A 26,407-nucleotide genomic window follows, 5' to 3' on the forward strand; every position below is an offset into this window, starting at 1 on the left:
CCCATAAACTATATGACAATGAGCGACAATGGTATATATATTAGCAGGCAGTCAGAAGATGAACTCTATGCCGAATTGCAAAAGAGAACCATTCAAGAAATACAAGGACTATCTGGGGATGTGTGGACTGACTTCAATCCACATGACCCAGGTGTGACCATTGCAGATGTGGCCAATTATGCCTTGACCGAATTGTCGTATAAGCTTAGTTTTAAACTGGAAGACTATCTTTCAGACACTAATGGCAAATATTCCATTCAAAAGTATGGCTTGTTTCCAGACAATGAAGTATATCCTACCTCACCTGTAACTACGGATGATTATCGTAAGTTGATTCTTGCGCATTTCCCTGCTGTAGAAAATGTTGGTATTGAAACAGACTGTGAGCATGGAATATATCATGTCCGTTTACGTTTGTCTCCGTTTTTCAAAGGTACTGACATTACTAAACGAGTAAGATGTTTTTTCCACAAACATCGTAACTTATGTGAAAACATAGGTGAAGTGAGTATCGTTGAGCCTCAAAACTTATTATTTAGTGCTGATATAGAACTTGAAACAGACGTGGATGCCATCGACGTATTGGTGCAGGTTTTCCATACTGCCATGTCCTATATTGCTGGGACAGTGAAAATAGAGGCAAAACCACAAGATGATTTCGCTGTACTAAGTCCTGATGAGTGGTATGACGGAGCCGTTGAGGATGTCCGTGTCAGTATTCCAACGCAAAAGAAAACTGAAACGGAACTGTATCACATATTGATGGACATTAAGGGAGTTAAAAACTTCAAGACCTGTTATTTCTATGAAGATACTCCAGACGGAATCTGTGAATACCGTAGGAAAAATGATTTTAAGGGAATTTATAAGTTGGAAATTCCCAACGACCTTAGTCTCATAAAGGTTAGAGTGGGTAATGAAACGGTTGCAATAGATTTCAACCGTTTCAAGGAGAAGTTACGTGCTTTCTATTTTACGAAGAGTACATCAAGAATGCGTTTCTACTTACAGGAACACAAAACTAAAGATGGAAGTTGGGAGAACTGCCCAACAGAAAGCTTGCGTGAAGCTACATACAGAGACGTGTATGAGCATTATCCTCTGGAAAATGACCTTCCACGTTGTTACAAGACAAGCGAAAAGGACTTCACTAAAAATATGACCAATGAAGAAAAAGAGGATGTAAAGAACTTTGGTAGTTATCTTGCTTTGTTCGATAAAGTCATTGAAAGAGGTTTAGGAGAATTAGATAGCGTGAAGACTTTGTTGTCCTTGCGTGAGGATGGTGTAAACACAAAAATGAAACTACGCTATCTTGATTTTCTTGACAACCTGTATGGTGTAGATAGCGAACAAAAGTGGCAATACGAGTTTGGCAGTTATGGTGAGATGGAGCCAGAGATGACACGTCGCAGAATGAAATTCTTGCAAGCATTGCCAATTCTGACTCGTGACCGTTTCAAGGCTATGGATATAATGGATGAACGGTCAGTAAAAAATGTTGCTGTCATAAAGCAATATGTATCACTTCTTCTTGGATTTCGGAATAACGAGCAAGTGTCCGTTGGTAATGTGTTGCCAAGCCATAATCTAATCATTATGGGGGAAAGTAGTAAAGGTAAGCATTTTAGAGACAAGCTCAACTCTATGCTGATAGATGAGAAGATGCTTGATGAAGAGTCGGTTATGCCTATCATTCCAAACAAGGCTCCATCTACAGAAAAAGAAAAGCAGTTGAGATATAAATATATACGTAAAAATCTACCGATATTCAACACGAATTTCATCAGTGGTGGATTATTCCGTAATGGAATCAATCTCAACAATTACAAGATAGTGGAACTTGAGCGTGAGTATTTATTGGTGTTCCGCAATGAGGAAGATGGTGAATGGATGAATCTTGGACGTTCAGAAGACAAGGAAAAACTGAATGGCTGGGCGAATACACTATGTCGCTATTTACAAGAATTGAATAATCTTTGCGAGGCAATGTATGTGATAGAAAAAAATCTTTTCATTCCCTCAGAACCATTTACGGTGACTATAGTCTTTACAGGTTGGACAGCAAGGACTCATTCTCCTCAATTCCGAAACAAATGCTTGCAATTGGTTCGTTCCTTACTTCCTGCACACCTAAAGATGGAGGCTTATTGGTTAGGAGCGCAACAAATGCAGTATTTTGAAGAGTGTTACCATTTGTGGCGTGACGGACTTGATGGAAGCAACACCTCTGAAGTTCAGAAAGGCTATCAAAGTTACATGATGAAAATACTGGCTACAGACTTTACTGTAGGGGGCAATATCGAAGAAGATACAGATAAAAATAAAGGAGATACATAATGATTCATGTAGGCAAAATATCATTCCATTTCAAGATGGCGGATGAGCAATTCGCCAAAGGACTTTATGCGAATTGGAATGAGTTTTGCCAATCTTGTTTTACAAAAATATTAGAGGAATGTCTTGGTAAATATGATAACAAAGATTCGTATATAGAGGTTGATACTCTTAACTTAAACATTGGCTCTATTGAGCAAAAGGACTTCTATTCTGAGTTTCCTAAGCGTTTGCGTACAGAACTGGAAAGGATAATACTGTCAATTTCTTTAAATGATAATCCTTCTTCTGTCCAAAGGAAACGTTTGGACAATCTGATTCATTACTTAAAATATGGATTCTGTCTTCCAGAATGGAGTATGCATGATTTTGACCTTTTTGAAGATCTTATGTTTTTCAAAAATGAAGAATCAGTATTTGGATTATGCTTTAGCGCATCCTATTGTTTTGAGCGGTTAACAAGACAGCTTGACAAGTGGCAGTTAAATATATTACTTACTCATTGGTTTGTCGGAAAAGATAGTGAACACAATCAAAATATAGTAGTTTGGACTATTCAGAATTTTGATTGTATGCGTTTTCTGCAGGGATATGTTACGGACAATCCATTATTGGCAAGGCATATACCACGTCAGTTTGTTGATGAGAATGAAAAAACTGGATGGAATCTGATTTTGTCATGGTTGAAATCTACAGCATTTGGATATTACGAGAAACAAAGATGTCTTGCTGTGGTTTTAGATACAAGCCCCCAGCTTGTTCTTCGCTTCATTCGTGAAACGACAGAAGACAATATAAAGGATTTGGCATTATTGCTTGATTCAGAGAGTGTTCATAGTATTATTGTTACAGAAACGGAAAGTCATGCTGATGTTGATATTCCTGAATATTGGCATCATCTATATCTGTGGTTAATAGAATACTATCCATTCAATGGCGTGGCAATGTTTGGTGACAAGCAACATTTTATCATACACTTACATGAACGATTCTTGTTTTTTATCCGCAAGCGTTCTGTATATGCATACCTTTCAAAAGGAGAACTTACCATGCGCTTTTTATTGGAAGTGTTTGGTACTGATTATTGTTATGACGTATTGAACTTGCTATATCATAATCAAGCGTTGAACGAGGATGGCTCACCAATTAACTCTGATTATTTCAGTCGTGAGATTTACGAGATTCTACTAAAGTTGTCGCTTTTAAAAAGTGAGGAGAACTACAATAAAGACATTATAGATAATTATAATGAATTAGATAAAAACGATGTTTTTGTTGATGTAGGTGACTTCTTGAAAAAGATAAAGCCATTTGAGACCTGGTTAATGGATAACATGATTAGCATAGTCCAGAAAAGAGAATTCTTGACATTGTTAATTATGACGCAACCGCAGCAGGTGCTTTGTTGGCTAAAAGAAGTCAAAAACATAAACGTCTTAGAATTTTTGCTACAGGTTGTGAGCACAGAAAATGTGTTCACATTGGTTTCTGTTGTATCATATAATGAATATTCATTGCTTTCGTCCATATATTCATCCCTTAATGAAGTAGCAAAAGAAATACCATGGATGTGCAAGATCGGTATTGTAGATTTGAAGAATATTTACAAGAATTTGGTTGCACATTGGCTTGTTTCAGACAATTCTATTCGTGGAATGGAATTGGTAACGGAAATCGTATGCAATATCTATACAGTTATCTATAAAGGTGTAAGCTTTGATGGATGGAATAAAACAAGAAAAGACAAAGACACTTCTTATGCAATATCTAAAGTGCTTACTGTATTGGCGAGAAAAAATATAATAGATGTAGCTTATACTGAATATATTCCTGCATTTTTCACATACGACACATCTAATGATGTCAAGGTTATCGTTGCCAATATACATGCTATCATAGAGAACTCCTCCTTGTCTATATTAGCAAAACGCAATCTTTTATTATTGTGCTTAGATGCATATACTGGCAAAGCGGAGATTATATTCAGAACGTTAAATGAAAAAGGAATATTGACGCAGGTCATTGAGTTGCTTGACACAACAGTGTTGAGAACGATAATTGTGGAAATGGCAGAAGAAGTAATAAAGATTGGTTCCTCATCATCATTCGTACTCTTTGTTGATTGGCTTGTTTTGCATGTTTCTGATGTGGCATCAATTTGTTCTATTTCAAAAACTGTTCTCATTCAAAGAATTATAGAGCAATTAATCAAAAGTGAATGGTACATTGAAACAGTAGAAGAACTTGTGCCGTTTACTAAGGATAAGCTTATTCCTAATAGTCAAAATAAAGATATTACTTTTTCTTTGACATTTATAGCAAATATTGCTTGTGTTGAAAATGCTCACAATGTGATGGAAAAGATAATACGTTTGTATAATGCGACCAATGTGTATTCTCTTTTATCATTGGGGAATAATAATACAATTGCAGTATTGTTTGCTCGTATGCAGGAGTATTTAAGAGGGCTGAATATTTGTATTGATACATCATATAATGCCGCTCGAATAGCATTTGAAAAAAGTTTGAACGATAAGTATTTACTGACTGAGTGGCTACAAAGTTCAGATTACAATGTTTCTATAAAACGGCAGGTGTTGGCTTGGTTAGCAGAGAATGCACCACAAACCTTTATGAGTTTGTGGCAAATGTCTCTGACTGAGAATACCTTTTCTATTTGGAACGACATTGTTGATTTCCAAATGCTAAAGGAAGTGTTCGTATCGGTAGATATAAAAATAGCTATGGCATTTGTTCATATCGGAAATGTGATCTACCAATGGGTAAATAATAACGCATTATTAGCAGGTTCTTTGTCAGCAGAGAGTCTGTTAACATTGCTGATGCTTCAATATGTGAATGAATGCTTACTTGTTGGTAAATTCTTGACAAACTTTAAAGATATTGTAGGATTCGTCATACCTTGTTTGGAAAAGAATATCATTATGCAAAGTGGTCTTGCAGGTATAGAAGCAAGGGTTCTAAAAGATTTAGAGAAACATCTTGTTGATACTAAGAGTTACGAAAAGCAGGTGACATTAAGAGCAAATTCAGATTGCTTAAATGAAAATATAGTATTATCGAGAAACGTCTCTTATGAGGGAAAGGCTAATATTGAATTGGGCAATACAAATCATTTTGCGACTAAGTGCCTTATTCTTTGCAATAGAGATTTTGAAATGTTGGCAAAATGGTTGTCATCTTCAGAAGTGAGTGACACAGAAAAGAGACACCTATTGCGTCATTATACTCATTGGCAACAATTTGTCTTTTGGGATTTTATTGAATATATGTATGCTTCCGATACTTTTGAGGTGCAGAAGCTTAGTGAATGGATAGATATTGAAGATTGGCTAATACTTATAGCCCGAATATCCTATTCTTGGGCTGAAAGTTTGAAACAGTTGACTGAGAAATTGCAAATATCTGATATGGTATCAGAAAAACTAATCTCTCATGCTTTTGTCTTATTTGTAGCAAGACATAGCAAGGATGATTGGTATAATTACAAGATTATGGATATTGCGAAAGATTATATCGTTGGATTGAAGGATGTTGCTGAACGCAACGGACTTAAAGAAGAGTCAGTCGCCTTGGAACAAGTTGTAACAAACATCCTTTCAGAATTAAAGATTAGCGATATTGAAGAAGTCGATTTAGAATCAATGCCAAAACCAAATTATTTACCAATAGGTAATGCTGGCTTGTGTTTATTCGCTCCATGGCTACTGCGTTTGTTCGGCATGCTTGACTTATTAAATGAGAAAAAAAATGAGTTTAAGAATATAGATGCTAAAGTTCGAGCAATATTTATACTGCAACGACTTGTTACTGCGGAAGAGCGACTCTATAAAGAAACAGAGTTAGCTTTCAATCGGCTTTTAGTTGCTTGTCCTTTCAATGTTCCTTTGCCAAAGAATATTGAATTGACACAAAAAGAAGTTGAGACGATAGAATCAATGTTATCTGGGGTAAAAGCCAATTGGATAAAGTTAAAGAATACTTCTGTCGGTGGATTCCAGAGGAGTTTTATTGAAAGAGACGGATTTTTGGAACAACAAGATAAGAAGTGGGTGTTAACTGTTGATAACAAAGCTTATGACATATTGCTGGACTCACTACCGTGGTCGTATAAGACAATACGCCTACCATGGTTGAAAAAGCCAATCTATGTTAAGTGGCGGAATAAAGAAGAATTTGATAATGAATAATAAGTATTAATCTGTAAAATAAGAAGTTATGAAAGCAGAAAGAACATATAAGAAACAAGCGTCTCGTACTCTTGTGCAGAAAAAGAACAGAACAGGTCTGCCTGATAATTTGAAAGCAGGAATAGAGAACTTGTCTGGCTATTCTATGGATGATGTTCGCGTGCATTATGGTTCAAGCAAGCCTGCTGCTGTTCAAGCTTATGCTTATACGCAAGGAACGGACATTTATGTAGCACCAGGTCAAGAACGTCATCTTCCACATGAGGCATGGCATGTGGCGCAACAGATGGCAGGGCGTGTTGCACCTACGACAGAGATAAACGGAATGCCTGTAAATGATAATGCTGCTCTTGAACATGAAGCTGATGTTATGGGAGAAAAATCAAATAATTATAAAATCATATAAGAAGATATGTGTGTTATTAGAACGTATAATTTACGAAATAGAAATACGAGTAGAACTCTAAGTGATAAAGGAGCTGGTAAAAAGCCAAAAAGTTTAGATACACGCAACTTGGAAGCCAGTCATGGACACATAAGTATGCCCGGGAAAAAATATACAAATTTTGCCCTATTTTCAGAGGCTTATGCGCAGCATTTCAAAATAGAAAGTTGGAAAATACCAGAAAATATTGGAATATATTTAGAAGCTGCTTTCAGCAAGGGGTCTTCTTTTTCTTCGTATAAAGATATTACAAATCAAGTTATTCCACAAAACGAGTTCTTACCCAGAAATCCTCATTTTATGGATTTATCCAGAGAGTGTCTAATAGAAATGACTGGTAGTCGAAAGAAAGATAAGGAAAAGGCTGAAGCTTTACATGACAATCCCAATAATTGGGTTTGGCATCATGTGGAAGGAATAAATTGGGTCGGGAATAATGCTCGTTGCAACATGGTTCCTGCAGAGCCAATATTTCATTCACAACGCCACATTGGTGCCGTAAAAGAATATGAAACTATAAAAAGTAAAAAATATAAGACATGAATGAACATATAGAATGGTTTGAAGCCGTATTAAACGTTGCTATTGGGGTATATTTTCAACATCAAGGTTTTGAAAATCTGTCAATGGACTGCGTAAAACAACCTACAGGGAAGTGGTTGGAGAAAATGACAAATCATCCAAATATAACATTTGAGGAAAGAGTAATCATTATGCTTGCCTTGATGCCACATATCAAACCACAAGCACTTGATTGCTTTTTTCTCCAAAATGGAGCATTGGATAGACCATTTACCCAATTCGGTGGTTGGAAGGGATTGTCACATGGTGGATTCCTTCCAACTGGGGAAACTGCGGTTTTTATAATTGCAGGTGATGATCCTGTTAAACGTTGTAATGTCATTCGTATGTTTCAACGTGATTATTGGTTCTACACATCTAATATATTACGATTAGAAGGAGCAAATGACGGAGAACCATTCCTTAGTGGACAACTACGAGTTTCGGACGAATTTCTAAGTTTGGTACTTCTCGGTAGAGAGTATAAGCCAGACTATAGTATCGGATTTCCTGCAAAACGTATAACCACTTCTTTAGATTGGGATGATATGTTTTTGGATTATGATACGTTAGAATCTTTGAACGGGATAAACTCATGGATAGAGCATCAACACACGATAATGGAAATATGGGGTATGAAGCGTATCCTCAAAGCAGGTTATCGTGCTTTGTTTTATGGACCACCAGGAACAGGCAAGACTCTTGCGGCAACACTACTTGGAAAAAAGAACAACATGGATGTTTATCGGGTAGATTTGTCGATGATAGTGTCAAAATACATTGGCGAGACAGAAAAGAATCTTGCTGGGCTTTTTGACCTTGCAGAAAATAGAAACTGGATTTTGTTTTTCGATGAAGCAGATGCCCTCTTTGGGAAACGTTCATCTTCTAATTCTTCCAACGACCGACATGCCAATCAAGAGGTTGCGTATCTTTTACAGCGCATAGAAGATTTTCCTGGTACTATTATCTTGGCAACAAATTTAAAGTCAAACATAGATGAAGCTTTCTTGCGTCGATTTCAATCTGTAGTATATTTCCCAATTCCTACGGAAGAATTACGCTCCGCTCTATGGCAATCTGTGTTGCCGAAAGAATGGCTTGGTGAAGATGCAGAAAGAACTATTGCAACTGCAGCTCAAATCGAACTTTCAGGTGGTATGATAGTTAATATAGTAAGACAAGCAGCAATACTTTTAGCAGGAAGAAAAATAGGACATGTAAATAGTAAAGTTTTAGCTTCTTTGATTGAGAAAATCCAAAGTTAAAAACAAAAATAAAAATGTAAATAATAGTAGTAAACAATATGGAACGCAAAGAACAGACCGGGCATATCTGTAGATGGATGGCTTTAGGCATCATGACTGCCATCGTCATCGTAGGATGTACCATTGTTATCGGCCTATTTGAATGGCGCGACAGAAAGGAGATTGAGTGTAGAAATGCAGAACTGCATCAGTGGCGAAAGAATGTGCATGACTTAAACTTGCACATAACGAAATTGTCACTGCTTGGTGAAATGGTTGCGGATTGGGACTCAACAGATGTAAATGAGTATCATTCGCTTCGATTGGAAGTGGACAGTATGCTTGAAGGCATCGCAGGTATTTGTCCGAAAGAAGATTCTGATACGATCTGCCGTCTTCTTGCAGAAAAGGAACAGCTCCTTCTGGATATAAAGGATGCCATGCAGGATCTGAATGCCACTCAAGAAAAGCTGACCGCAGAAGTTCCAAGAATTGTAGAGCAGAATAAGACTGAAAGCAAAAGATTTTCATCTATGCCACAGCAGGCAAAGCCAAAGAAGCGAGGTTTCTTCAGCAGATTGTTCGGCAAGAAAGAAAATGCAGTAACAACAGGCAACCGTTTAACCCAAACAGAAAAGATGCTCACCAACCTAAACCAAACGGTTGTTGCTAAACATCACCAGCAAAGCCGTAAGGTAGTGGAGATATTGGATAGTCTGGGAAACAGAAATGAAGGTATCAATAAGCAGTTGCAAAGAGTAATCAGCATAGCTGATGAGAATGTGGATAAAGGCATAAAAGTTCGTGAGCGACAAATCGCAGACTTGGAAGGCAATTATACCGATTATTATATAGGGATGATAGGATTGTTGATATTGGTATTTTTCGTATTATTCCTATTGGTGTGGCGATTCGCATTCAAGACACGTAAGAGCAAGGAAGAAACAAGAAAGGTGATGCTGACAGTAACGCATGAGATGCGCAGTCCCTTGTCTGCCATCAAGGATTATGCCCGCAAGATTAGTGGACTTGAAGAAAGTTCGGATGAAAGCAAACGATATGCCGACTTGATTGTTGACACATCGAAAGGCTTGACTTCTATGATAGACAGTTTCCTGGTTTACTCCAAATTAGCGAATGGAAAGGCGACCGTCAAGGAACGCCCTTTCCGTATAATGGACATTGCCGAGCAATTAAAGATGGAGTATGAACCCTTTGCTGCAAAGAAGCAACTGGAATTGAGCGTCAGCAATAAGGCAGATGGTGTTGTCAATGGAGACAAGGAAAAGGTGCTTACAATAGGACGCAATCTGCTTTCCAATGCCATCAAATATACGGGAAAGGGTGAGATCGTATTATCCACAACCTATAAAGATGGTGTGTTCATGCTAAAGGTTAAGGATACGGGAACAGGATTGGGCGACAAGCAACAAAAACAAATCTTCAAGGAATTTGCAAGATTGGGAAATGCGGTTACCCAACCGGGATTTGGCTTGGGACTTTCCATTGTCAAGAACCTCGTTTCACTGATGAAAGGAAAAATCGATGTGTCCAGTCACCAAGGGCTGGGAAGTATTTTTACCATTAGTCTTCCTATGGCTGCAGCCGAAAAGCGGAATGTGGAACCAATCCAGTATAGAACGAAACGACAAGATTCGTTTACTGTCATTGCCATTGATGATAGCCATGTGCAACTGAGTGCCATTCGTGAGGCGTTTGCATCAAACGGCATCGTATGTGACACTTGTAATAATGCCACGGATTTATTGGATATGATGCGCAAAAAATCTTATGATCTGCTGATAACGGATTTGAAGATGGCTGAAGTGAACGGTATCGAGATTCTGGAAATGATGCGTATGGTGAACGTGCGTAACTCCAAGACCATTCCTGTTGTCGTTATGACTGCAGCACCAAATGTGAGTGAGCAAGAACTGCTTGATGCGGGATTTGTCGCTTGCCTATTCAAGCCGATGTCTGACAAGGATTTAATAAACACTGCAAGAAAGTGTGTGAACGGTAAGATAGCAGAAAAACAAATAGACTTCTCAATGTTGCTGACCTACGGCAATGAAAAAGAGACTTTGGAGAATTTCGTAAAGGAAATGACTGACACATTGGGTAGTATCCGTAATGCAGCCAAAGAGGAGAACCGCAAGAAAATGTCCGATGCCATTCACCACGCAAGAAGCTCGTGGATGATGGTACAATCTGACGAGTCTTTGAACCATCTCTTTGACCTGATTGAAGATTCTACATCATCAGACGACGTTATCAACCAAGCGGTTGAGGATGTTTTCGCACATGGTGAGGCAATCATCAAAGCCGCACAAAAGAAAATTGAGGAGGTAACAGCATGAAGAAAGTAATAATCATTGAAGACAGCCCGACATTTTGTAATATGTTGGGCAAGAAGTTGGAAGCGAAGGGATGGAAAACAATCTTATGCTACAATTACAGAGATGGTCTGAAAGCTGTGAAGGAATCCTCTGAATGGGATGTTGTCATTTCGGATATGCGCTTGGGGAATGATAACGGTATCGACCTGTTGGAATGGATGCGTAGTAACGGCTATCATAATCCATTTATCATCATGACATCTTACGATGAAAGCATGAGTGCCGTGAGGACTATGAAGTTGGGAGCAGAAGACTATATACCGAAGAAATTATTGCTTGATGTAGTTTATGAACGTTTGGAAGAAATCATAGACAAGCAGAAACGACTCGTAGAGTTGAATAACAAGATTGTTTACCGCAAAAGTGAGAAGTTTCGCCGTATATACAAAATGGCAGAATTGTTTGCCAAAAGCGACATGGCTGTTATGATATTGGGAGACAACGGAACAGGCAAAGAACATATAGCGGAAAAGATACATCTGCAAAGCAAAAGAGCCGACAAGCCTTTTGAGGTAGTAGATTGCGGTACGCTTTCTGCGGAACTTGCCGTTTCCGCTCTCTTCGGACATGAGAAAGGAGCATTCACAAGTGCAGACGCAGCAAGAAAAGGTTACTTTGAATTGGCTGCTGGAGGTACGCTGTTCTTGGACGAGATAGGGAACCTGCCGAAAGACGTACAGGCGATGCTGCTACGTGTGTTGCAATCCAAGAGCTACCGACCATTGGGAGCTACAAAAGATAAAGTGGCTGATGTGCGCATTATTGCCGCCACCAACGAAAACCTGCAAGAGGCAGTTCGGGAAGGACGATTCAGAAGCGATCTGTATTATCGACTTCACGAAGCGGTTATTGAGATTCCACGGTTGCGGGATTGCAAGGAAGATATTATGCCATTAGCTAACTTCTTCTTGAAACTATATGATAGGCATACGGACAAAGAGATAAAATGTATCAGTAAGGAAGCGCAAAGGGCACTTGTAAGCCATACATGGCCAGGCAATGTGCGTGAGTTGAAATCCTGTATAATGCGAGCCATGCTGCTATGCGAGAATGAGATAATAGATGTTGAGGACTTGCAGCTGTCACAATCGGCATTGACAGAAGAGGCTTTGGACTTTGATGAACAAGAACGTAAGATCAATCGAGAACGTATCTTGTGGGCTTTGAAGCAATGCAATGGCATCAAGCGTGATGCGGCAAAAATGTTGGAAATGAGCCATACTACATTCTATGCCCGTATGAAAGAGTATGGTATTTCTACGAACAAGTTGTAACGGTATAAGAACCGTGTAAGGAAGATTGGACGAGTGTCCGGTTTTCCTTACACTATTTCTTATTACAATTCCCTTGTGAAAATCTTATCCTATTGATAAAGTTGCTGATTATCAGACAATATCGTCATTCTGTTGTTTAGATTGTCTTGGAATGGCATAGGTATTGGACTAATAAATGATGTGCACACAGAAACATCAAATTAGTACAAACCCATAAAAGAGACAGCAACATGGAATACAACATATTGATAGAGACAGATTTTTTCAACTTGCTGAATACAGATCATAAGAACAAAGGTGGTAACGCTTTGGAGAACTCATATCGTGAGTTTATCAAGGTTGTGGTTGATTTATGCAGCACCAACGTGAAGCAAGCGGTCTTTGCACTGTCATACGCAGAAACCGAGCTTGACTTTCATCTGTCAATGCCCCATATAAAGGATTGTTTGGGAACCGTAGGCTTGTATGTGCGCAAGGCTATTGCATTTGTCCGAAGGATGCAAGAGCATGTGGCCGCAACATATCATCTTCATGTGACCACATCCACTTCAGAAGCCTCTCCGCCAGTATCATCAGAATCAAAGCCATTAGTGAAATGGACTGGCAATGCCGTTGACCTTGTAGAAATGGTATATGGCATCTGCGTAATGGGAAGCGTGAACGATGGCGATGTGAAATTCAAGGACTTGGCGCAAGCCATGTACCAGTTCTTCGGCATCAATGCCAAGGACTGCTATCGTTTCTACACCGACATCAGAAGACGCAAGAACCATAGCCGTACTTACTTCCTTGACAGAATGCAGGAGAAGTTGAACGACAAAATGCGAAAGGATGATGAATTGGAAAGAATGAGACGATAATCGAAGTGTTTCTTATGTTATTTCTGAAAAAGATTAAAAACTTTTGGTATTGCCACAAAAATGTTGTAGTTTTGTGGCAAAATAAAGAGGAATGGCAACGAATAGCGCTTATAACGAGATAAAAAGGAAAATAACGTCTTCCAAACGGGGAACATTGTTCTTTCCCGATTCGTTCGCTCAAATGGCATCATCCGATGCAATAAGGTCAGCCTTGGTGCGTTTGTGCAAAGATGGAGACATAATAAGAGTGGCACAAGGCATCTATTGCTATCCAAAGATTGACACAAAATGGGGAAGCGGAGTTGTACCGCCATCCATTGAAGACATTGCCAATGGCATTGCTAAACGTGATAAAGTTAGAATTGTTCCGACAGGTGCGTATGTGTTGAATGTATTAGGACTGTCAAAACAAGTACCGGCTAATGTGGTGTTCTTTACAGATGGGTCTTCTCGCAAGGTTTCTGTAGGCAAAGGTAACGGAATCCTTTTCAAGCATACATCTGAGATGAGAACATTTGCTTATCAATCAAAGCTTATGCTGTTGATAGTAATGGCTCTCCGTGAAATCGGTGATGAAAATATAACAGAACTACAGATGAACATCATCAAAGGTCATTTGAAAAATGTCCCAACGGGAGATTTTCAAAAAGACATTTTGCTGGCTCCAGCATGGGTTCGTAAAAAATTGCAACAAGTATGAATTATCAAGATATAGAAAAACTTGCTTCCTTAAAGGAAAGCAACAATTTGGAGTTTAAGGAATCGACAGGTCAATTAGACCGTTCGATGGAGACTCTATGTGCGTTTCTCAACTGTGAAGGTGGTACTATTCTTTATGGTGTAAAGGATAATGGTAAGATTATAGGTCAAGAGGTATCTGACAATACTAAACGCTCTATTGCTGAGGCGGTCAATAGAATTGAGCCTTTTGTAGAGTTGGAAATCTCGTATGTTCCTATTCTTGAGACTGACAAATATGTGATAGCCATTCATGCGGAATGTCAACGATTCATGCGTCCTTTCACTTATAAGGGAAGGGCTTATATGCGCATTGAAAGTACCACGACCTTTATGCCACAGGAACGGTATAACCATCTCTTAATGGAAAGAGGCGGCAAATATGGGTGGGAGGCAATGATTAACTCTGATTTGGAGATAAGTGACTTGGATGAGAATGCCATTCTCGGTGCTGTCCGTGAGGGAATACGAAACGGACGACTTCCAGAAACAACTATTCGCGAGGAGATACCTGTAATCTTGAAAAAGTTCGGCTTGTTCCATGATGGTAAACTGAACAATGCAGCCGCCGTGTTGTTTGGCAAGGATTTGTATGGATACCCACAATGTCTTGTGCGTATGGCTCGTTTCAAAGGAACAACAAAAGAAGAATTTATAGACAACCAACGTGCGGAAGGTAACATTTACGAATTGCTTGATGCCTCAATGGCATTTTTCTTTAAGCATCTCTCACTGTCTGGTAAGATAAACGGTCTTTATCGTGAGGAAGAGTTGAGCATTCCGTACAAGGCTTTAAGAGAGAGTTGCATCAACTCACTTTGCCATCGCTCGTATCATCAACCAGGTAGTTCTGTAAGCATCGCTATCTACGATGACCGTGTTGAAATACGAAATACGGGAACTTTTCCTGCCGACTTGCCTATAGAACGTCTTATGCAGGAACATGACTCCAAACCACAGAATCCAATTATCGCCAACGTACTCTATAAGAGCAAGATATTGGAGAGTTGGGGACGTGGAATAGGCACAATGGTCGATGAATGCAAACGTGTAGGCTTGCCTGCTCCAGAATTCAATACTGATGGTAATTTTGTGTGGGTCGTATTCAAATACAACAGGAACAGTGTGGTAGTTACCCCACAGTTACCCCACAGTTACCCCACAGTTACCCCACAGTTAATGAAAGTAATTACTGTAATAAGAGATAACATGATGGCCGCCAAGGAGATAATGGAATGTATAAAGTTGAAAGATAAGACTTATTTCCTTGATAAATATCTATATCCTGCAATGGAAGAAGGCTATGTTGAACCACTATATCCTGAAAATCCGAAACATCCAAAACAGAAATATATGCTTACAGAAAAAGGCAAGACATTATTGAAATAGAAAAGAAAAGGCAGTGGAATAAATCGCCACTGCCTTTTCTTTTCCTATTTCTGTATCAAATGCTTCAAGTTTTCGTCACCTGCGATGCGCTCCAGTTCATCCTTGACAATTTGTTTGACATCCTCCTTGATTTGGTTGTAATTGTCCAGAATAGCTTGCTTCATGCAGTCGTTGCCATCGGCATCTTTGAAGTCGTTGATGATGGGGATAGGCTGATAATGGCTTTCCTCTCGCTTTACTTTGTCGGTGTCAACGACAATCTCGGCATGGAAGATCTTCTGCTCTATGCGCTCGGTGAAGTTGTCGGAAACAGATCCAACAAACATACCTTGGGTGAGTCCGCTAATCTTGCTTGGCGGAATGAGACTGTCCATCTGGGTATTGATGGATGTAGAGACATCCTGACGGTTGATGGAAATGGACTGGCGCTTTTGGAGCACCTTGCCGAAACGCTCGGATAAAGTCTTGGCGGTCTCGCCAACGACCTGACCGCTGAAGATGTTACCTACCGTATTGATAACCACCTTTGCCTCCTTGTCTCCATAATCGCGAACCAACTGCGAGAAGTCTTGGAAGCCTAAACACACCGCCACCTTGTTGCTTCGTGCCGTAGCAATCAGGTTATCCAATCCCTTGAAATAGATGGTCGGCAACTCGTCAATGATAACGGATGATTTGAGTTGTCCCTTCTTGTTGATGAGTTTCACGATGCGGCTATTGTACAAGCCGAGTGCAGCACCATAAATGTTCTGACGGTCGGGATTGTTGCCGACACATAGAATCTTCGGTTCTTCGGGATTGTTGATGTCAAGTGTAAACTCGCTTGCGGACATCACCCAGTAGAGTTGTGGTGAGATCATTCGTGACAACGGAATCTTTGCGCTTGCAATCTGACCCGCCAACTGCTCCATCGCCCCACCTTGCCAGGCATCCATGAACGGAGATAAATAATTTTCCAGTTCGGGATAGCTCGTCAGTATCGGAAAGACATCCTCGTATCTGCGATTGAGCAGTTCGATGGCATGGGGAAAGGTACAATACTTCCCGTTCTTGTAGATTCTTAGGTACCAAATGATGGCTGCAAAGAGGATAATCGGACTCTCCACGAAGAAGTCGCCCTGCTTCTGAACCCACGTCTTGTTGAGGTTGAGCATGATGGTGTATGCACTCTCATAAGCATCGGAAATGTCACTCATGAAATCCGGGTGAATCGGATTGCAGCGATGACTTCTGCGAGGATCATCAAAGTTGATGACATAGAACTGGGGCTTGACCTTATATCCATTCTGATGGTTCATCATGTGGTTGTAGGCAATCGTCGAAAGGTCGGAAAACTTGAAATCATAGATATACATTGAATACCCCTTCTCTATCTGCTGTTTGATGTAGTTGTTCACTACAGCAAAGGACTTACCACTACCTGGTGTACCTAACACGATGGTCGCTCGGAACGGATTGACCACGTTGATCCATCCTCTCTGCCATTTCTTCTTGTAGTAGAAGCGAGTGGGCAGATTGACAGAATACTCGTTCTCCATGAGTTTGGTCTCCTGCATGAAGCTCTCGTTCTCATTATTGAAGACATCCTCCATGAGGTTGTGCTTCAAGAGTCGGCTCATCCACAGTCCACCCATCAATAGGCAGATATAACCTGCTGTCATTGTAAAGATGTACAGCGTGGCATTACCCAAATAAGATATAGGCAACAATAATATCCACCAGTTGAGGAAGAACAGACAGAAGCCTACGGCAAGAACCGTAAAAATCCTGTTCCAACTCATCTTTTCTGCTTTCACGCCCTTGGTTCCCAAACATGAGAGCGCCAGGAGAAGAAGCGAAAACAGCTTGGTGTAGAGAATGGAATGGAATAAACCGCCTGTACGGTTGAAGTTGATTAGGATTCTGTCAACAACCCCGATTGTCACTCCCCACATGCGCATTGCCTCATAGCAATACCAATATACATTCATAATTGCGAGTATTATACTCACGGCACGGAGAAAATCCATGATTTTTCCCAATGCTCTCAAATCGTCTTCTTGTGCCATTGTTTTTCTGTTTTGAAGTTATACCTTGATAATACGATTAAAGGTTTCTCCCTTTTCGTTTCTTTTTCTTTCTGCGTAGCTCTCTGTCAAACGCAGCCTCCTGTGCCTCATTTGATGAACCTCCTCCAGACATAAGTCCAAGACCGCTGCCGTACTCGTCGAACAATCCTGAGCTTTGAAGTTCCTTCTCCAAGACAACGCCATCTTCCGTTGGAATGGTAAGCGGTATCGGTTGCTCATTCTCGTAAGGCAAGGAGAAGTGCTCCTGAATGGCATTGGCAGAAAGATTCTTTCCAAGCCTTGAACCATTGAACACGCTTTGGGTGCGGTGGTCAATGAATGTTGCTCCGTAGATACGGCCGTCAGCTGTATGGCGGAAAACAACATCAATGCCCTTTGCTTTCAGCAGTTCAACGAACTTATCCTTATGGTAAGTCTGCTTCAACACTGCCTCCACACTATGTTTGGTCATCTCGGAGAGTTTCTTGTCCTCCTTGAACTTCTTGGCTGAATAAGCGAACCGCTTTTCCATCGCCTCCACACCGATAGACTTATCTATCTTGGAAGCCTTGAAAGGATTTCCAACTTTGTTGCCCTGTCCGTCCGTGGCAGAATAGACGAAACCATGATACTCACGACCGCCAACTTCGCCTCTGACCTCCTCCAAGGATATATTATATAAGGAAAGAAGTGCACGGTATTCGCCCAATGACTGGAACCTGTAGGTAGTGCAGAGTGATTTTACAGTATTGGCAACCTGCTTCTTCACATTGCCTTGGCTTACATCCACCTTGCGGAGTGGATTGTCTGCCTGGCGTTGCTTGCGGTCTGCCTTGTGGAGATTGTACTTCTCCTCCAAGTCACGGGTGATAGCCTTGCTCCTATGGTAGTTGTATCGGCTATTCAAACACTTGCCGTTCTCATCCACCCGGATGGTCACGATGTGCATGTGATGACGGTCGATGTCCTCATGCTTGTAAACCATGTATGGCTGGTTGCCATATCCCATGCGCTCCAAGTATTCACGGGCGATGTTCTCCATGTCCATATCCGTCAGCACATCATCGGGATGCGGATTCAAGGATATATGTACGACAGGCTTCTCTGTTCTGATGTGTGGAGAAAGGTATCGCTGGAAATCACGCAAGGCGTTGGCGATGCTCGTCTTTCCCGAACAATCATCGAAGATCTTGTTCGTTGCCAAGAGCTTTCCCTCTTCCTTGTTAATCTTCTCACCATTGTATGCCAGTGCGCCATACAATGAACTTCCGAAACTTATCTTTGCGACCATCTTTCCTCAAACTTACGGGTTAGTTCAACAATCTCACGGGTAAGAGAGACCAGTTCCCTGGTGCAGCTCTCCAGCTTATAGAGCAAAGCCATCGCCTTTTTCTCTGAGAAATGACAACGGAGTTCCTTGACAACCTGGTTGTAGTTGTTGCCAATCATTCGGTACTGCGAGTGAAAAGAAGAAAGCTTGGTGTAGTATTCCACCAGCGTCTTGTCCTCGCGCAGCACCTTGAACGGCTCGCCGAAAATACGTGCCTTGGCAAAAACAGCCTTCGCCTTCACATCAGTCTGCTCATACATGACGAGGAATTTCATCCACTCGTCATCGTCGAACCGAAGCATCACATGGTGCGACTTCGGGTTCAGCTTGGGGATTCGTCCCCCTCGTTTTCTTTCTGTGTTCATATAAAATGGATTAAGTGGTATATGCGGCAATGATGGAATTGCACAAACTATCGTCAGATTGGAACATGGGGAGCCTGACTTCGGAGAGGCTACCAACCCGGCAGGGCAAGGTCTTTGGAGAGTAACTCCAAAGGTTTTGAGTAACTCAAAACATACCTTGCTATGTCTTTGAGGACATAAAAATCCGCTTAGGGTGGATTGGAGTTAGCCTTGGTAAGAAGCCGTCCCCATCCCGAATGGAAGCTGTTCGGGAAATCCAGTCCTTTGCGGAGCATCAAGCCTTAGTTCTTCTCGGAACGATATGGATGCGCCATCCATCGCTTTGCCTTTCGGGTGCAAAATTACGGCTAAAAAAGCGCCCTTGGAACAGATGCACCCCAGACAACCACTGCAACTATCGGCAACATGCTGCCACAGGATTTGAAAACCATTGTTTTTCGGATTTTTCGTTGTTACTTTGCAGCGTGAATGACAGATATACATGTCTTGAATGATGCAAAACAAGTGGCATATTTGTATGCTCCAATGCAATCATATAAAACGTATTACATGTAATATGATAAAACGTTTGACATGCAAAATGCTTGATATGTAAAATGTAATATAAGTATGCACAAATGTGGCATGACACACAGACTGGCTATAGAACAGTTATGAAGCATGACATATATAAAAGCCATATAGCAAGCATAAAAACAGTATAACAGATACGAAAGTTGCATAACATATAATATCACTTGCAAGCCTCATGGCTCATAGATTTGCACCATAGCATGTAGGATGTATCACAAATAAAAATGCAATACCGCATTATAACAAACAAGATGTATAACTCATAAAAGACAAACATGAAGAAAGAACCAACATTCATCGCCTTCTCCACCCAAAAGGGAGGGGCTGGCAAGACAACACTAACGGTGTTGATGGCAAGTTACCTTTATTATGTCAGAGGCTACGATGTCGTGGTGGTTGACTGCGACTTTCCACAGTTCAGCATCAAAGACATGAGAGAACGTGACATGCAGAGTATCGAGAGCAACGAGTATCTGTTGAGACAGACACATGAGATGATGAAACGAACTGGCAAACCTGCCTATCCAATCGTGGAGAGTCGTCCAGAAGAGGCAGTGGAAACTGTTAAGCCTTTCTTGGATATGGATACTCCGCCAGACTTCATCTTCTTCGACCTCGCAGGAACGATTGACAATCTCGGCGTGATAGATACCGTTGCTACAATGGACTACATCTTTTGCCCAATTACGGCAGACAACGTGGTATTGAGAAGTTCCATCATGTTCGCCAGCCAGTTGAATGATATGTTCGTCAGTGTCGGAAAGACCAATATCAAAGAGTTGAATATGCTTTGGAATATGGTTGATGCAAGAGAGAAGACAGACCTCTATGAGAAAGCTGGTCGTGTGATGGACGGATTGGGCTTGTCGGTTTTGGATACATTCATTCCCGACAGCAAGCGATTCAGAAAGGAATGTGCAGAGGATGGCAACAAAGCGGTATTCCGCTCCACAATCCTTCCTCCCGACAAGCAGTTGATAAAGGGCAGCAACATAGAGAAACTTGCTGACGAAATTCTATCAATCATCAAGAAGTAAAGTGTATGGCAAAGAATCTGAAAGTAAACATCGACTCGGAAGAGTTCAGAAACTCATTCCGACCACACATGCCACCAAGCAGGGCGTCAACGGAAGAACCTATACAAAAGGAGGCTCCAAAGAACGAAGTCAGCAAACCGAAAGAAGCGATACCTTCCAAGGGTACTTCATATCTCATGGATGAATACCAAGAAAGGTACATCCGCAGGTCTGAGAATCCTGCTCGTTCTGGCAAGATGACATACATCCGAAAGGAGTATCATGAAACCATCATGCGCCTCGTGTCTGTCATTAACCGTGAGGATATGTCTTTGTCGGGTTATATAGACCATGTGCTGACAGAACATTTCCAAAAGTATGGGGAAGTTATCAAAGAAGTGTATAAGAAGAATAACAAGGACATAATCATGTGGTAATATGGGAATAATGTTAGTGATAATTGTGCTCCTGTATTTTGTATGGAGCATAGCAGTTTTGGTGTTTGATGCCGACATCTGGCTTAGAAACAAGTTGGGAATAGAAAAGGTCAAGGTTGAACCTAAGGAGAACCCACCTATTCCTGCGGATGACTTCATCGTCAGACACATTTATACCGTCTCACCGAAAAAAGTCCCAACGGAAACTGTGCAAACTAAGCAGGAGGACGAGGGTGAAGTGATAAAGGAAAGTGAGGTTACATTCGAGGAAGACAGTTCTCCGAGGAAGTCCGCTCGCATCCCTGATGATAAGTTGGATGAAGTTTTCACAAATACACGCATTGAGGATGTTGGCGTGAAGTATGATGAATCGGAAGAAGAAGCAGTTGTTGAACAAGCAAGTGGCAATAGCTTCGAGGAGATAGACAAGGCTGTTGAAACGGCAAGCAAGCAGAATGCCACAAACGAAGAATGTGCTCATGCTGGCAAGGTGTTTTCTGAAATGGAAGGCAACGAGCTTTTCAACATGATAGCGGAGCGTTCCCAGATTATCAAACGCAGAATGAATGCGTTGATGGAATTGCACATGTCGAACATTTCCACCGTTAAGCCTATGTCGGAAAAAGCAACAAAGGTTATCGAAAAAAAGAAACTTGTTGTTCCTGAAAACTTCAAGGATTTCAATATTAGAGATTTTGTATAACAATTAAAACGTAAGAATTACGATGAAAAAAAGAAACAGTGTTAAAAGACAAATTCCTTCGATAGATGACAAGGAGTTGTATGAGATTTACATGAGAAATCATGATGAGTGCAAGAAGAAAATTCATAAGCAGATTGACGCTTGTCTTGATGAGGCTTTTCCAAACAGTTCTTCATACAAAGAGAATGATTTGGAGGGGGATGTAACATTTGGGAATTTCGAGATGGGACAGTTTGAACCAATTGATAGAACGGAGAAAAACCGTAGCGAGCAGTATGTAGATAAGTTCATGGTAGATGCAGACTTTACTGTAAGACCAAGAAAACAAATCTATATCAGAGAAGAGACTCATGAGCGCATTATGAAGCTTGTGAATGTCGTTGGCAAGGGACAGGTTTCCATGTCAAGTTACATTGATAACATCATCAACGAGCACTTCAACGTATATGATGCAGAAATTAAAACTGCATTTGAGGAAGGTATAAAGACATATGGCCTCTAACTATAATTTTAATGTACGACTGTAATGAAAAAGAAAGACTACGGCTAAAATCTCAGCTCGCCACTGAATCCACAAGTCGGCATTATGCCGCATTAGTAAACAAAAGTATCAATCGCCAAACGGGATCATCCAATCCCCAAGGCACAGAAAAAAAAACGATTTATGAACAAGAAAAACAGAATCATTCTTCTTGCTGCGATGATTGTCGCAGCCGTATCACAGACATTCGCGCAAGGCAACGGACTTGCAGGTATCAACGAGGCAACAAGTATGGTGACCTCCTATTTCGATCCAGGAACGAAACTCATCTACGTCATCGGTGCCGTGGTAGGTCTCATCGGAGGCATCAAGGTGTATGGCAAGTTCTCATCTGGCGACCCCGACACGAGCAAGACTGCCGCAAGCTGGTTCGGAGCCTGCATCTTCCTCATCGTGAGCGCAACCATCCTCCGCTCATTCTTCCTATAATATAATAAGGTATAAGACTTATGGCTGGCTACCCAATCAACAAGGGCATCGGTCATTCGGTTGAGTTCAAGGGACTGAAGGCACAGTACCTCTTCATCTTCGCAGGTGGACTGCTTGCCGTCTTCTTCCTTGTGGTCGTCCTCTATATGGCAGGTGCGGACCAACTGGTCTGCATCGGCTTGGGTCTCACGCTCGGATCATTGCTTGTATGGGGAACATTCCACCTGAACAACAAGTACGGAGAGCATGGACTGATGAAGCTCCTTGCCGCCAAGAGCCATCCACGCTATATCCTCAACCGAAGGAAAACAAACCGAATGTTCAAACATAAAAAGAAAGAAGAATGAGAAATATCAGAAAATCAAGCACCCTTGAAAGCAAGTTCCCGTTGCTTGCCGTGGAGCAAGGCTGCATTATCTCCAAGGAGGGCGACATCACGGTCGCCTACGAGGTGACGCTCCCCGGAATCTTCACGGTAACATCGCAGGAGTATGAGTCGGTACATGCCGCATGGTGCAAGGCTATCAAGGTGCTGCCCGACTACAGCATTGTCCACAAGCAGGACTGGTTCGTGAAAGAGAGCTATGCTCCAGACATGCAGAATAGCGACATGAGCTTTCTGTCAAAGAGCTACGAGAGACACTTCAATGAGCGTCCTTACCTGCATCACCAGTGTTACCTGTTCCTTACCAAGACCTCCAAGGAGCGCATGGCACACCAGAGCAATTTTTCCACCTTGTGCCGTGGGCATATCATCCCCAAGGAAATCAAGGACAAGGAAATGGTAGCAAGATTCCTTGATGCCGTGGAGCAGTTCGCAAGAATCATCAACGACTCCGGCTATATCTCCTTACGCAGACTGACGGACGAGGAAATCACAGGTACGGAACGAACGACTGGACTTGTAGGCAAGTACCTCTCGCTCTCCACTGAGAACGTGCAATGTCTGGAGGACATGGAAGTGTCTGCAAGTGGTATGCGTATCGGAAACAAGCACCTCTGCCTTCATACCTTGTCGCAAACGGAAGACCTTCCTACGGAAGTATCTACGGACAACCGCTTTGAGCGATTGTCCACTGACCGAAGTGACTGCCGACTATCTTTTGCCGCTCCAGTTGGCTTGCTGTTGTCCTGCAACCATATCTATAACCAGTATGTCTTCATAGACAACAGTGACGAGACCTTGCAGAAGTTCGAGAAGACCGCACGTAACATGCACTCGCTGTCAAGGTACAGCCGACAGAACGCCATCAACAAGGAATGGATTGACGAGTATCTGAACGAGGCTCACTCACAAGGCTTGCAGTCTGTCCGTGCCCATTTCAATGTTATGGCATGGGGCGAGGATATGGAAGAGTTGAAGCATCTTCGCAATGATGTGGGCAGTCAGTTGGCAAGCATGGAATGTGTGCCACGCCACAATACGGTGGATTGTCCGACACTTTTCTGGGCAGCGATACCCGGCAACGAGGGCGATTTCCCCTCAGAGGAGAGTTTCCATACCTTCATTGAACAGGCAACCTGCCTCTTCACGGAGGAAACCAACTATATGGATTCTCCCTCGCCGTTCGGAATCAAGATGGCAGACCGCATCAGTGGCAAGCCGCTGCACATTGACATCTCTGACCTGCCGATGAGAAAAGGCGTGACAACCAACCGCAACAAGTTCGTGCTCGGACCCTCGGGAAGCGGGAAGTCCTTCTTCATGAACCACCTCGTCAGACAGTATTACGAGCAAGGCACGCATGTGGTCTTGGTCGATACGGGAAACTCCTACCAGGGACTCTGCGAGATGATCAACAGAAAGACAGGCGGAAAGGACGGTATCTACTATACCTATACGGATGAGAGTCCCATCTCATTCAATCCCTTTTTCACCGAGGATAAGGTCTTTGACATCGAGAAGCGAGAGAGCGTCAAGACTTTGCTCCTGACACTTTGGAAGAAGGACAACGAGCCTGCCACACGAGCGGAAGAGGTTGCCTTGTCAAATGCCGTGTCGCTCTACATCGGTAAACAGAAAGAGGAAAGCGACATCGTGCCGTGCTTCAATACCTTCTATGAGTTTGTGGGAACGGAATACCGCAAGGTACTGGAAGAAAAGAAAGTCCGTGAGAAAGATTTTGATATAGACGGATTTCTCAACGTGCTGGAACCTTACTACAAAGGTGGCGAATATGACTATCTGCTGAACTCAGACAAGGAGCTTGACCTGCTGCACAAGCGGTTCATCGTTTTCGAGATTGATTCCATCAAGGACCATCCAATTTTGTTCCCAGTCACGACCATCATCATCATGGAGCTGTTCATCAACAAGATGCGCCGCCTGAAAGGCATCCGCAAGATGATAGTGATAGAAGAAGCATGGAAAGCGATAGCTTCGGCAAACATGGCATCCTATATCAAGTATCTCTATAAGACTGTGAGAAAATTCTTCGGTGAGGCGGTTGTGGTGACTCAGGAAGTCGAGGACATCATTTCATCAGCCATCGTGAAGGACAGTATCATCAACAACTCAGACTGCAAGATACTCCTTGACCAGAGGAAGTTCATGAACAAGTTCGAGCAGATACAGTCATTGCTCGGATTGACGGAAAAGGAGAAGTCGCAGATTCTCTCCATCAACCAGTCCAACGACCCGTCACGTCTCTACAAGGAAGTATGGATAGGACTCGGAGGAACGCAGTCGGCAGTATATGCCACAGAGGTGTCCACGCAGGAATATCTCGCCTATACGACTGAGGAAAGTGAGAAACTGGAGGTGAGGGCATTGGCGGAGAAACTCGGTGGTGACATGGAAGCCGCCATCCGGCAGCTTGCAGAGGACAAACAAGAGAATAAGTAAATTCATTATCCACTTAATCCAAAAGTAAAATGAGAACAAAAGTAATCATGACAATCTGCCTGTTCCTGCTGATGGTGGGAAAGGCAAGCGCACAGTGGTCTGTCATAGATCCTACCAACATTGCGCAGAGTATCATCAACTCGTCCAACAACATCGTCCACACGTCTTCGACGGCTCAGAACATGATCAACAACTTCAAGGAGACCGTGAAGATTTACGAGCAGGGCAAGAAGTACTACGATGCACTGAAGTCGGTGAACAATCTCGTCAAGGACGCACGCAAGGTGCAGCAGACCATCCTCATGGTGGGTGACATCACGGACATCTACATCAACAACTATCAGAAGATGATGCACGATGACAATTTTTCCGTGGAGGAACTCTCCGCCATCGGCTTCGGCTACACCAAACTGCTGGAGGAAAGCAACGATGTGCTGACAGAACTGAAGAACGTGGTGAACATCACGACCCTTTCCATGACGGACAAGGAGCGAATGGACGTGGTGGAACGCTGCTACTCGAAGATGAAGCGTTACCGCAATCTCGTGAGCTATTATACCAACAAGAACATTTCCGTGAGTTATCTGCGTGCCAAGAAGAAAAACGACCTCGACCGCATCATGGGACTCTACGGCAAGTCAAACGAGAAATACTGGTAG

Annotated in this window: 20 protein-coding genes and 1 pseudogene; 18 read left to right on the forward strand and 3 right to left on the reverse strand. The window is 41.9% G+C overall.

Translation table 11 applies throughout. From position 1 onward, the window contains the following. Positions 1-18 precede the first annotated feature (18 nt). The 10 genes and pseudogenes from KUA46_RS00625 (at position 19) to KUA46_RS00670 (ending at position 15,461) form a co-directional block, all read left to right on the forward strand. Positions 19-2,340, forward strand: coding sequence for a hypothetical protein (locus KUA46_RS00625; protein ID WP_218487243.1), 2,322 nt, complete (start codon positions 19-21; stop codon positions 2,338-2,340). After that, positions 2,340-6,548, forward strand: coding sequence for a contractile injection system tape measure protein (locus KUA46_RS00630; RefSeq protein ID WP_218487242.1), 4,209 nt, complete (start codon positions 2,340-2,342; stop codon positions 6,546-6,548). Before KUA46_RS00625 ends, KUA46_RS00630 begins: the two co-directional genes overlap by 1 nt. Before the next feature lie 73 nt (positions 6,549-6,621). Next, positions 6,622-6,954, forward strand: a pseudogene (locus KUA46_RS00635) (eCIS core domain-containing protein); the annotation flags it as partial. Between the two features lie 6 nt (positions 6,955-6,960). After that, positions 6,961-7,536 (forward strand): hypothetical protein, encoded by a 576-nt coding sequence (locus KUA46_RS00640; protein ID WP_218487241.1) that lies wholly within the window; start codon positions 6,961-6,963, stop codon positions 7,534-7,536. Next, the gene (locus KUA46_RS00645) at positions 7,533-8,822 is read left to right on the forward strand and encodes an ATP-binding protein (protein WP_218487240.1); all 1,290 of its coding nucleotides are present in this window, start codon (positions 7,533-7,535) and stop codon (positions 8,820-8,822) included. The genes KUA46_RS00640 and KUA46_RS00645 overlap by 4 nt, the downstream gene beginning before the upstream one ends. Positions 8,823-8,860: 38 nt before the next feature. Beyond that, positions 8,861-11,161 carry a hybrid sensor histidine kinase/response regulator gene (locus KUA46_RS00650; RefSeq protein ID WP_218487239.1) on the forward strand — a complete coding sequence of 767 codons (2,301 nt, stop codon included), beginning with the start codon at positions 8,861-8,863 and terminating at the stop codon, positions 11,159-11,161. After that, positions 11,158-12,474 (forward strand): sigma-54-dependent transcriptional regulator, encoded by a 1,317-nt coding sequence (locus tag KUA46_RS00655; RefSeq protein WP_218487238.1) that lies wholly within the window; start codon positions 11,158-11,160, stop codon positions 12,472-12,474. Before KUA46_RS00650 ends, KUA46_RS00655 begins: the two co-directional genes overlap by 4 nt. Before the next feature lie 230 nt (positions 12,475-12,704). Further along, complete coding sequence (locus tag KUA46_RS00660; protein ID WP_218487237.1) at positions 12,705-13,334, forward strand: RteC domain-containing protein; 630 nt, start codon at positions 12,705-12,707, stop codon at positions 13,332-13,334. A 91-nt stretch (positions 13,335-13,425) separates the two neighbouring features. Then, the gene (locus KUA46_RS00665) at positions 13,426-14,034 is read left to right on the forward strand and encodes a DUF6088 family protein (RefSeq protein WP_218487236.1); all 609 of its coding nucleotides are present in this window, start codon (positions 13,426-13,428) and stop codon (positions 14,032-14,034) included. Continuing rightward, complete coding sequence (locus KUA46_RS00670) at positions 14,031-15,461, forward strand: ATP-binding protein (protein WP_195507637.1); 1,431 nt, start codon at positions 14,031-14,033, stop codon at positions 15,459-15,461. The genes KUA46_RS00665 and KUA46_RS00670 overlap by 4 nt, the downstream gene beginning before the upstream one ends. A 44-nt stretch (positions 15,462-15,505) precedes the next feature. Here KUA46_RS00670 and mobC read toward each other — a convergent pair whose 3' ends face one another. The 3 genes from mobC to mobA are packed head-to-tail and all read right to left on the reverse strand — an operon-like array spanning position 15,506 to position 19,204. Further along, positions 15,506-17,509: a conjugal transfer protein MobC gene (gene mobC / locus KUA46_RS00675; RefSeq protein WP_218487235.1), complete on the reverse strand. Its 2,004-nt coding sequence runs from the start codon at positions 17,507-17,509 to the stop codon at positions 15,506-15,508. Positions 17,510-17,546: 37 nt separating this feature from the next. Next, positions 17,547-18,800, reverse strand: coding sequence for a conjugal transfer protein MobB (mobB, locus tag KUA46_RS00680; RefSeq protein WP_218487234.1), 1,254 nt, complete (start codon positions 18,798-18,800; stop codon positions 17,547-17,549). Then, the gene (gene mobA, locus KUA46_RS00685; RefSeq protein ID WP_118255667.1) at positions 18,785-19,204 is read right to left on the reverse strand and encodes a conjugal transfer protein MobA; all 420 of its coding nucleotides are present in this window, start codon (positions 19,202-19,204) and stop codon (positions 18,785-18,787) included. Before mobA ends, mobB begins: the two co-directional genes overlap by 16 nt. Positions 19,205-20,052: 848 nt before the next feature. Here mobA and KUA46_RS00690 point away from each other — a divergent pair. The 8 genes from KUA46_RS00690 (at position 20,053) to KUA46_RS00725 (ending at position 26,407) form a co-directional block, all read left to right on the forward strand. After that, a complete protein-coding gene (locus KUA46_RS00690) occupies positions 20,053-20,814 on the forward strand; it encodes a ParA family protein (protein ID WP_117587563.1) in 762 nt (253 codons plus the stop codon). 5 nt (positions 20,815-20,819) lie between these two features. Beyond that, positions 20,820-21,230 carry a DUF3408 domain-containing protein gene (locus KUA46_RS00695; RefSeq protein ID WP_117587574.1) on the forward strand — a complete coding sequence of 137 codons (411 nt, stop codon included), beginning with the start codon at positions 20,820-20,822 and terminating at the stop codon, positions 21,228-21,230. A 1-nt stretch (position 21,231) separates the two neighbouring features. Continuing rightward, entirely contained in the window at positions 21,232-21,933 is a 702-nt protein-coding gene (locus tag KUA46_RS00700; RefSeq protein WP_218487233.1) for a hypothetical protein, read from the forward strand. Between the two features lie 22 nt (positions 21,934-21,955). Then, positions 21,956-22,435 (forward strand): DUF3408 domain-containing protein, encoded by a 480-nt coding sequence (locus KUA46_RS00705; RefSeq protein ID WP_256625050.1) that lies wholly within the window; start codon positions 21,956-21,958, stop codon positions 22,433-22,435. Between the two features lie 162 nt (positions 22,436-22,597). Then, positions 22,598-22,903 (forward strand): DUF4134 domain-containing protein, encoded by a 306-nt coding sequence (locus KUA46_RS00710; protein WP_218487232.1) that lies wholly within the window; start codon positions 22,598-22,600, stop codon positions 22,901-22,903. Between the two features lie 20 nt (positions 22,904-22,923). Continuing rightward, the gene (locus KUA46_RS00715; protein WP_153072488.1) at positions 22,924-23,250 is read left to right on the forward strand and encodes a DUF4133 domain-containing protein; all 327 of its coding nucleotides are present in this window, start codon (positions 22,924-22,926) and stop codon (positions 23,248-23,250) included. Beyond that, entirely contained in the window at positions 23,247-25,748 is a 2,502-nt protein-coding gene (locus KUA46_RS00720) for a TraG family conjugative transposon ATPase (protein WP_218487231.1), read from the forward strand. Before KUA46_RS00715 ends, KUA46_RS00720 begins: the two co-directional genes overlap by 4 nt. Positions 25,749-25,795: 47 nt before the next feature. Then, on the forward strand, positions 25,796-26,407 hold the full coding sequence (locus tag KUA46_RS00725) for a DUF4141 domain-containing protein (RefSeq protein ID WP_370867672.1): 612 nt from the start codon (positions 25,796-25,798) through the stop codon (positions 26,405-26,407).

The sequence above is a fragment of the Segatella copri genome (assembly GCF_019249765.2).
Lineage (GTDB): Bacteria > Bacteroidota > Bacteroidia > Bacteroidales > Bacteroidaceae > Prevotella > Prevotella copri_K.